The sequence below is a fragment of the Parasutterella excrementihominis YIT 11859 genome (genome assembly GCF_000205025.1).
Lineage (GTDB): Bacteria > Pseudomonadota > Gammaproteobacteria > Burkholderiales > Burkholderiaceae_F > Parasutterella > Parasutterella excrementihominis.
Genome location: NZ_GL883736.1, coordinates 1 through 8,660, shown reverse-complemented (window position 1 = coordinate 8,660; position 8,660 = coordinate 1). Strand labels below are relative to the sequence as shown.

At 49.9% G+C, this 8,660-nt stretch carries 8 protein-coding genes; 3 read left to right on the top strand and 5 right to left on the bottom strand.

Annotated features, from left to right (window positions below):
• Nucleotides 1-89: 89 nt before the first annotated feature.
• Nucleotides 90-740 (bottom strand): Spy/CpxP family protein refolding chaperone, encoded by a 651-nt coding sequence (locus HMPREF9439_RS08885; protein ID WP_008811378.1) that lies wholly within the window; start codon nucleotides 738-740, stop codon nucleotides 90-92.
• A 221-nt stretch (nucleotides 741-961) separates the two neighbouring features.
• Here HMPREF9439_RS08885 and HMPREF9439_RS08880 point away from each other — a divergent pair, with 221 nt between their 5' ends.
• Nucleotides 962-2,521: a tyrosine-type recombinase/integrase gene (locus HMPREF9439_RS08880; RefSeq protein WP_008811379.1), complete on the top strand. Its 1,560-nt coding sequence runs from the start codon at nucleotides 962-964 to the stop codon at nucleotides 2,519-2,521.
• Here HMPREF9439_RS08880 and HMPREF9439_RS08875 read toward each other — a convergent pair.
• Genes HMPREF9439_RS08875 through mltG form a run of 3 tightly spaced genes read right to left on the bottom strand, consistent with a single transcriptional unit; the run spans nucleotide 2,518 to nucleotide 5,180 of the window.
• Nucleotides 2,518-3,561, bottom strand: a complete 1,044-nt coding sequence (locus HMPREF9439_RS08875) for a DNA polymerase III subunit delta' (RefSeq protein ID WP_008811380.1) — start codon at nucleotides 3,559-3,561, stop codon at nucleotides 2,518-2,520. The genes HMPREF9439_RS08880 and HMPREF9439_RS08875 overlap by 4 nt on opposite strands.
• The gene (tmk, locus tag HMPREF9439_RS08870) at nucleotides 3,552-4,160 is read right to left on the bottom strand and encodes a dTMP kinase (RefSeq protein ID WP_008864576.1); all 609 of its coding nucleotides are present in this window, start codon (nucleotides 4,158-4,160) and stop codon (nucleotides 3,552-3,554) included. The genes HMPREF9439_RS08875 and tmk overlap by 10 nt, the downstream gene beginning before the upstream one ends.
• Complete coding sequence (gene mltG / locus HMPREF9439_RS08865) at nucleotides 4,161-5,180, bottom strand: endolytic transglycosylase MltG (protein ID WP_008864575.1); 1,020 nt, start codon at nucleotides 5,178-5,180, stop codon at nucleotides 4,161-4,163.
• Nucleotides 5,181-5,319: 139 nt separating this feature from the next.
• Here mltG and ygfZ point away from each other — a divergent pair, with 139 nt between their 5' ends.
• A complete protein-coding gene (ygfZ, locus tag HMPREF9439_RS08860) occupies nucleotides 5,320-6,234 on the top strand; it encodes a CAF17-like 4Fe-4S cluster assembly/insertion protein YgfZ (protein WP_008811383.1) in 915 nt (304 codons plus the stop codon).
• Nucleotides 6,235-6,388: 154 nt separating this feature from the next.
• The gene (locus HMPREF9439_RS08855) at nucleotides 6,389-8,056 is read left to right on the top strand and encodes an N-6 DNA methylase family protein (RefSeq protein ID WP_244862423.1); all 1,668 of its coding nucleotides are present in this window, start codon (nucleotides 6,389-6,391) and stop codon (nucleotides 8,054-8,056) included.
• 182 nt (nucleotides 8,057-8,238) lie between these two features.
• Here HMPREF9439_RS08855 and HMPREF9439_RS13665 read toward each other — a convergent pair whose 3' ends face one another.
• Complete coding sequence (locus HMPREF9439_RS13665) at nucleotides 8,239-8,400, bottom strand: type II toxin-antitoxin system RelB/DinJ family antitoxin (protein WP_087942011.1); 162 nt, start codon at nucleotides 8,398-8,400, stop codon at nucleotides 8,239-8,241.
• Nucleotides 8,401-8,660 lie beyond the last annotated feature (260 nt).

The following is an 8,660-nucleotide window of genomic DNA, read 5'->3' as shown; positions in this document are numbered from 1 at the left end:
ATAGAGAATGCTCATGCCGAGCACACCAAAAATCCCGAACTCTTTGGAGTTCGGGATTTTTTTGTATCAGATCTGACTAATTGCTGAGATTAGAGTCTGCCGCCCTGCTGCTGGCCTTGGGGAGCAGGAACACCCTGCTGATACATCATGCCGTAGCCGCCGTGATGGTAACCACGGTGTCCGGGACCAAAACCGCCTCTTGGGCCTCTGGCGTGTGTGCGGGATTCAACGGCGTCGAACACTTTAACCTGTTCGGGCGTTAAAACTTTCATGAGCTCCTGACGAGCGTCGATGGCTTTCTGCAGGGCTTCAACACGAGTTTTCTGGAAAGCCAAACGCTGATTTAAAATATCCTGTCGTGTCTGGCCTTGAACGCCTTGGGGACGTTTCATCTGATGATAGGCATCAACGGCGCCGAAATAAGCTTCAAAAGCTGGTTTTTGAGCATCGGTAAGATTGAGGGCCCCGCGCAGGTAAACTTTTCTTTGTTCAAAGCCAGGGCGGAAGTCTCTTGCTCCCTGAGCGCCTTGCGGGCCGTAAGACCAGCAGGGATATCCCTGCCGCATCATCCCGTTGGGACCATACTGGCAGCCGGGATAGGCACCCTGCGGATCGACTTGACAGCCGGGACCGTAACCCATCATGGAGCCGGCTCCGCAACCCCATGCAAATGCAGCACCGGCGGCGAGAGTAAGGGAAGCAGCTAAGGCTGCAGAAGAAAAAATCTTTTTAGTATTCATCGTTATCCTTCCTTTGAGATAAGCGCCAACTCAGCGCCCTAACTGCACTATATCAGGCTTGCTAAAAGCAGTTCACCGAAAAGTTAAAGTTTGTTTCGGTCTCTCAAAAAGGATTACAATTACGAACTTTTCACGCTAAATAGTTACATTTTTCGGTCGTTTGTAAATTCTCTATACTTGGGTTCTTCCGGAATTTTTTCTATTTTTTGTCGTGTTTGCCAATGGCCTCTGATTTTGACTTTGATCTTCCTCTCAATCAGTATTTTTTATCTGAAGTTGCGGAACATCTTGAATCTAAAGGAATAAATTGCCTTGATGATCTGATTGACGCCATGTACGGAGACCCGGAACGCTGGGCAACGCGTTTGGATCTAAGTAAAGAAAGGAGCAACGGAATCCTTTCTTGGCTTTATTCAAAAAAACTCGGCGGAGCGCCGATTGACTTTCCACCGGTTCTAGAAACAAGAGCCCGAGACCTTTCCAAATCTTATTACGGACAAAAGGTTGAAGATATCGGCGCTCCGCTTTGGTCCGAAATCAATAAAAAACAAAAAACCGGCCGCCGGCTGGGACAGCCGCTTAAAAATAGTGAAATTCGTCCGCTTGAGTTTCTGACGCCTCCTAAGGCTTTGGACGGATCTTCCGGAACGAACCGAGGGGACCGGCAGGACTGCGCCTTAAACGTCAACACAGACATTGAAGCTATCCGCCTCTGGCTTAAAGCGAAAGGGACAAATGCCAACACTCAGGCAGCGTACCGAAGGGAAGCCGAAAGATTTTTACTGTGGTGTCTTTTGGAGAAAAGAGTCGCCCTTTCCTCCGCGCGTTTAGAAGAATGTTCAGAATACCTCAAATGGCTCGAAATGATTGGGAGAGAAACGCCCGAAAACTGGCAGAAATCCTGGATATATCCTCAGGAAACTTGGATTGGACCGAAGAATACGCCGCGAGAATCACCGGATTGGAAACCTTTTAACTCTTCGCTTGCCTACACGAGCAGGAAGGCCGCCTCAACAATCGTTCGGCAGCTCTTTTCGTTCCTTCATAAGACCGGTTATCTGAAATTCAATCCTTTTGACCAGATTCCTGCGAAGGTTCGTTTTTTACCGGGCGAAGGCAAACCGAAAGAATTTGCCGACCGTTCCTTATCGCCGGCCCAGTGGGAAGAGATTGAGACCCATCTTGCTCAGCTGCCGCTTGACCTTGTCCGTATGCGCCTCGAGGTGCTTTTTGTCCTAGGAAAAGAACTCGGCATGCGCGCGAGCGAAATGATCAACGCGCGCTGCGGCTGGATTGAATACTCGCGTTTCGGAGATGAAGAAACCGTTGTCATTGATATCGTCGGGAAAGGTGACAAACAAAGACGCCTGCCGCTGTCTTCGGAGCAGGTCGACAAGATTTCTCGTTATCTTGCCGCCAGAAAGCGCCCTCCGCTTTTTGAACCTGCTGGGAAAGATGTGCCTCTGATTGCGAGCTTTCGCATCGGCAATAAAGGCGCAGATAAAGAAGGTTTATCGCGATCCGGTCTCTATATCGTCCTGCACACCTTCCTAGAGGAAGTAGCCAACGACGTCCGAAAGAAAAATCCGCGCGACGCCGCTAAGCTCCTCGGAAGTTCTCTGCACTGGCTGCGCCATACCTTTGCGGTCGCCAGCCTGGAGGTGATGCCGGTGAACGTCGTTCAAACAGCCATGGGACATGCATCTGTGAACACAACTACCAGATACATCTCTCCCGACCAGACAGAAGTCCTGGAAGGATTTAAGAAGCTTAAATCCTAATTTTTACGAGCGTCAGCAAGCGTCTTAGCCCACGTGATGAACAGATCCTGAAGAACGAGACGTTTGCTCAAAGGATGATCCTTGCTGCGGTTAGCCTGCATCAGCGTCTGGTTAAAAGGAACCAGCTTCTGAAAATCCGTGCCGTGCACCTGACGTTTGTAAGCTTCAAAGTGTTCCGGAAAATACCTCGGCTCGGCGCCCGAGAGTACCGCCATCAGATCCCAATACCATCGCTGCATGATAGAAACGACAGGTCCCACCGGTATATCCTTTTGAAAGGCTGACAGAACTTGAACACTGGACAACGCAGAACCTAAGGCAAGCATTTCCAGATACTTAGCTTCGTCTTTTTTATCCAGTGTGAGGTTGGGGTCGGCCTCATGAATCAGAAGCGGTCTGCCGCTTAAACGCGTGAGCTCTCCTTCAGGATTTCGGACCTTCTGAGACTTGAGGTAAGCAATGCCCTGCTCCCGCGTCGGAGGTGTGCAGCGAACCAACTGGCAGCGGGAACGGATCGTCGGAAGAATTGAGTTAATGTCGTCGGCAACCAGAATAAGTACCGCGCCTTCAGGCGGCTCTTCCAGTGTCTTAAGCAGTGCCGAACTTTGGTCGCCCGACATAGAGTCGGCCGGATAAATAACGACGGCTCTGTGACCCGCGCGATGGGCGGTCACCGAGAGATATTCACCGATGCCTCGAACCTGCTCAATCAGAATTTGTTTGGACAGGCTTTTTCCTTTCGGAATTTCTCCGAACTTACCGTTCCAAGGTTCGGGGTGAAGCGCCGCCTCGGTTTCGCTTAAGACGTAGCGAAGGTCGGGATGGTTTCCGCTGAAAATAAGTTTGCACTCTTCGCAAATGCCGCAAGGCGCGCCGTCTACAGGGTGCTGACACACTACAGCTGCGGCAAAGCGCGAAGCCAGTTCAAACACGCCGCATCCTCGCGGACCGTAAATCAAAATGCCTCCGGGAAGTTTATTGAGCATCTTGGCCAAGACTTCCGCCGGCCGCTCAAGCCACGGATACGGGGCTAAACCCATGTCTCAACCTCCTTGAGCACTCGTGCGGAGACTTCTTCCGGCGTTCCCTGAGCATCAATGACGACGCAGCGCTCGGGTTCTCTCTTTGCGATTTCCAGATAGCCTTGACGCACTCTTCGATGAAAGTCAGCATCTTCCTGTTCAAATCGATCCAGCTTGCGGGACAAACGGGCCGCTGCAACTTCGGTGGGCAAGTCAAAGATGACGGTTTTATCCGGTTTGATATCCGGATGCACGAAGTTGGCGAGCATCTCAATTTCTTCCAGACTTCGACCGCGGCCGTAGCCCTGATAGGCAACGGAAGCATCCGTGAAGCGGTCGCAGAGAACCCATTTACCGGCTTCTAACGCCGGACGAATGATTTTTGTGAGATTTTCCTGACGCGCGGCAAACATTACCAGGAGTTCGCACTTTGCGGTCATCGGTTCATTCAACAAAAGCTCTCGGATCTTCTCTGCGCTTTGCGGGCCGCCGGGCTCGCGCGTCATGACAAAATCAATGCCCCTTTCTTTGAGCGCATTAGCGATGACTTCGAACTGTGTGCTTTTTCCGGCGCCGTCAACACCTTCAACCGTAATAAATTTCCCACGTTTTGTCATTTAAAGTCCTTGACTCCTGAGATACTTCTGAACGGCCGCATTATGCTCTTTGAGTGTCTTGGAGAATTTGGTCTGGCCGCTCTTGCCCATGGCCACAAAGTATAAATAATCCGTATCCGCCGGGTGTGCGGCTGCTTCAATCGCTGCCAAGCCCGGGTTGCAGATCGGGGTCGGAGGAAGACCCGGACGCGTGTACGTGTTGTAGGGATGATCGGTTCTCAGATGTTCCTTAGTGATTTTGCCGTTAAAATTCTCGATTCCGTAGGTTACCGTCGGGTCGGTCTGCAGCAGCATGCCGCGTTTCAAGCGGTTGTTAAAAACACTGGAGACTAAGGCCCGATCGGAGTTCTGACCGGTTTCCTTTTCAATAATGCTTGCCAGAATCAGCAGTTCATAAGGCGATTTAACAGCAACATTGAGAGAGCGTGTTTCCCAGGCTTTTTTAATGCGTTCCTGCTGTTCGCGGTAAGCGCGTCTTAACACCAGCGTATCCGGCGATCCCTTGGCAAATACAAAAGTGTCTGTGGCGAATTGACCCTCAGGATGCGTACCTTCAGGCGCATGAACAACTGACATGACCGTTTTGAGGTCGAGCTCGGGATCAGCGTGGTCTAAATCTTCTGAGTTTTTAATGCGTGTCAGGAATTTGGCGGTTTCCGTGCCCTCGACCAGCGTGAACTTGCTCATGATCACGTCGCCGGAGGCGAACTTATCGATGATCTCTCGGATCGTGGAAGGGTTCGGAATTCGGTAATAACCGACATGAACCGATTTGTCCTGATCGTAAAAAGAGAATGCGCGCGTAAGAATCGACGGATCAACATCCGCCCCGGCTTGCTTGAGCGAGTTGGCAATTGAGCGGATCGTGCTGCCCTTGTCTACCTTAATCACGACTTCAGGAGGGTTGCCCTCAAAAGGCACGGGCCGCACGTTTACGTAATAGTAAGCACCGCCGAGAAGTCCGAACGCCAGCAAGGCTATAAGGCCGCAGGCGGCAAGCAGTTTGACCACAAATTTCATACGCTATTGAATTAACACAACTCAAACAGCATGATAGCGACAAATTAAGATCTGTCTGCTCAGTTTGTCGAGCAAGGAACCCATATTTGTTTTCGATCTGTTAATTTAATGAAATATTTGATTAAGGAGTAATGCATAAATGAGCATGCTTGAATTAAATTCCTGGACATTCAGCGAAGAACAAGATTTTGTATTTGTCGTTGTTCGCGGCGAAGACGCTGAAAACTTTCTCCAAGGAATGCTGACCCAGAATGTAAAGACAATGGGACCGACAGACGCTCGCTGGACGGCTGCTTGCAACCATCAAGGACGTACCGCCGCTACCTCTTTAATCGTCAGAATTCCGAACGGTTTCGGAATGCTTATGCCGAAATCCATTGCTCAGGACGAAGTTGATCGTCTGAGCAAGTTCATTTTGAGAAGCAAAGTCGAAATCGAAATTCTTCCCGAACCGATCACCTATTTCTGCTCCGACGACGCCAAAGCTATTGATCGTCCGTGCCCGGCCCTTCCGCGCGAACCGATGCAGGCCTATGTCGGTGATTCCGTCATCGTTGTTCGTCTTCCCTCCAATGACGCACAAGGCATGCACGGCAAATTCGTGGCTATCGGCAAGATCCCTGATGACATGTACGCTCCGATCAAAGCACACAACCGCCTGGCTCGCTCTCTGATGGAAGAAGGTATTGCTTTAATCGAAAAACCCGAAGTGCTCGAATGGCTGCCGCAGGCTTTGAACATGGATTTGATCGGCGGTATCGCCTTCAATAAAGGCTGCTACACGGGTCAGGAAATCATCTCCAAGACTGAAAATCTCGGCAAGGTAAAGCGCCGTATGTTCTTAGGCGTTGCCAGAGGCGTTAAGGATCTCGACGAAGGCACCGAAGTCTTCATGGAAAACGAACCGATGGGACGCGTGATTCAGAGCGACGGCGAACATTTCCTGTTCGTGCTGACTTATGAATACATGGATTCCGAACTTTATGTTAAGGATGTACCGGTTGAAATCCTGCCGCTTCCTTATGAAGTCACGGTTCCTGCCAGCGTGATCTAATCTAAACGCTTTTCTCTAAAAAGGCCGGAGTTCTCCAGCTCCGGTTTTTTTATTACCGTTTCTCTTTGGCAAAACTTCTTCGCCGCCTGTCGCACAACGCTTCCCGCTCCTTGATTAGAATGAAGGATTCTTAGATGTGTTTTACGGAGAGGAGATGCCGATCTCAAAATCGACGGAAAGAATATGGAAGCGACTCAATCGCGACCTGACCGGCAAGCCCTCCTACCGAGCCAACAAAACCGGCTCCTCTCGGCGATTTATTCCCAAAGAACGGTGCACGAATCCCGACACCCTCTCGTTTATCACAGAGCTTTTGCCCTCTGAAGATAAAGTCCCTCTACGAAATACCATCTACACACTGAGCTGCGTGCTTCTGGACCGCTCCGACTGTGATCGAAAACTCGCTGAAAAGTTCAAAACCGAATACGGCCGCACACATAACTTCGTACACAAGTTTGCCCAGGTTGTGCTCCCGGAAGAATTTGACCTTCTCGGTACTGTTTACCAATCCTTTTTAACAGAAGGCGTCAAAAATTCCACCGGTTCTTATTACACGGAGCGATCCGTTGCTCAAGAGCTGCTGGATTCACTGGAAGCAAAACCAGGTGCAAGCTTTTTGGATCCCTGCTGCGGCAGCGGAACGTTTTTAATACTTGCCCAAGAAATGGGACTGAAGATCTGCGGCATGGACAGCGATCCGATTGCCGTGATGATTGCAAAAGCCAACCTGATTTTGTCAGGTGCAAAAGAGTACCCCGATGTCCGTGTCATCGACTTCGTCAACCGCTGGAAAAGTGAAAGAAGGCGTTTTGACTTTGCGGCCACGAATCCGCCATGGAGCTCAAAAACTAAAAACGTTTACGCCGATGTCTCGAGCTTTTTCTTCATGAAAACGCTCTCGCTCCTTAAATCTGGCGGCAAGCTTGCCTTCCTGATGCCGATCTCTATGCTCAACATTGCTTCGCATCGGCTTTTCAGAGAGCATTTGTTTAGCGACTGCCGTCTTCTTGAGATCCGTAAGTTCGATACGAAATTTAGCGGCGTCCAAACCGATTTTGTTTCTATCCTTGCAGAAAAAGCAAAACCCGCAGAAAGGTTTCGGATGAATGAATCCGGAGAAATCAGAGAAATTCCGCTTTCGATTTTTCAGCTCACCGAGCAAAAGACGATTTTCAGCGCGACGGAACCGGAAGTAGAAATTATTTGTAAGATCCTCTCCAAAGGAGAGATTTCTTTAGCCGACAGCAAATGGGCGCTAGGCGTTGTGACGGGGAACAATAAAAAGCATTTAAAGACCAAGCCCGGGCTTGGCCTTGAACCGATTTACACGGGAAAAGAAATCCAGCCGTTCTGCATCGATAAACCGCGGTATTTCGTGCATTACGATCGAACCGTTTTCCAGCAGACGGCCCCGGATGAATACTATCGAACGACTCCGAAGATCGTGTACCGCTTCATCTCCAATCACCTCGTTTTTGCGGCAGAAAGAAACGGAGCGCTAGTGCTCAATAGCGCCAACATCCTTATTCCTAACGTTCCGGAGCTTTCTTTTGAGGCTCTGCTCGCCCTTTTAAACAGCAAGGTCTACTCTTTTATCTACCGAGTGTTGTTCGGTCAAATCAAAGTGCTTCGCAGCAACCTTTCGCAACTGAAGCTGCCGAGCATTAACCCCCAGCAGGATGACGAGCTTAAATCGCTAGTGCTGGCGGCAGAAGCAAATTCCACAGAAGAGATCAAAGAAGAAATCAATCGTGCCATATTTAAACTCTATGGTTTGGATGACGAAGAGATCGCCGTTATCCGCAAACGGCTAGAGGCCTAAAACAAGTCGCCAAACAGTCAAAAATCGCTGAGCCAGTTGCCAGAAAGAACTTTGACACGGGCGCATCTTCCTTACCAACCTTGAACAGAGAGATCGGTGAAAAGTGCTGAATCAGAGTTTCCTTTCCTTGAAAAAATTATTCACAGAGTCATAAGACTCCAGCTTTCCGCTCTCAGCCTCCTTCATCGCAGCCAATGTCTCTGCATTGGGAACTTCGTAGTCAAAGGAAATTTTTTCTCCTCGGCAAAACCATCCAAGAAAATTCTGACAGCATCAGCGGTCGTAATTTCCATCATTTGCGCGACTTCATCTGCCTCTTTTTTGATGTTAGGATCAATCCGCAGTCTAAGAACTTCACTGTCTACAGAGACTTCTCTTAGTCAACTACCTCGGCCTGAAGGCCGCGGCTTGAAAAAGCCTCTAGTTGACTAGCCTCAGTCTGTCGTTTCGAGGACTACGTTGGGTGGGAATGCACAGGCACCGCGGGATGCAGATCCTAGTCCCGCGCTCTGCGGCCGATGGTTAAAAGCTCTGAGAGGTAGGAGCAGTGCTGTCGGCACGAAACCCCTTCTAACATTGGCGAAGGATCACAACCGGTCGAAAG

Excerpts from the sequence above, each read along its gene's own strand:
- HMPREF9439_RS08885 (WP_008811378.1), bottom strand. The coding sequence starts at position 740 with ATGAATACTAAAAAGATTTTTTCTTCTGCAGCCTTAGCTGCTTCCCTT.
- HMPREF9439_RS08875 (WP_008811380.1), bottom strand. The coding sequence starts at position 3,561 with ATGGGTTTAGCCCCGTATCCGTGGCTTGAGCGGCCGGCGGAAGTCTTG.
- HMPREF9439_RS08880 (WP_008811379.1), top strand. The coding sequence starts at position 962 with ATGGCCTCTGATTTTGACTTTGATCTTCCTCTCAATCAGTATTTTTTA.
- ygfZ (WP_008811383.1), top strand. The coding sequence starts at position 5,320 with ATGAGCATGCTTGAATTAAATTCCTGGACATTCAGCGAAGAACAAGAT.
- tmk (WP_008864576.1), bottom strand. The coding sequence starts at position 4,160 with ATGACAAAACGTGGGAAATTTATTACGGTTGAAGGTGTTGACGGCGCC.
- HMPREF9439_RS08855 (WP_244862423.1), top strand. The coding sequence starts at position 6,389 with ATGCCGATCTCAAAATCGACGGAAAGAATATGGAAGCGACTCAATCGC.
- mltG (WP_008864575.1), bottom strand. The coding sequence starts at position 5,180 with ATGAAATTTGTGGTCAAACTGCTTGCCGCCTGCGGCCTTATAGCCTTG.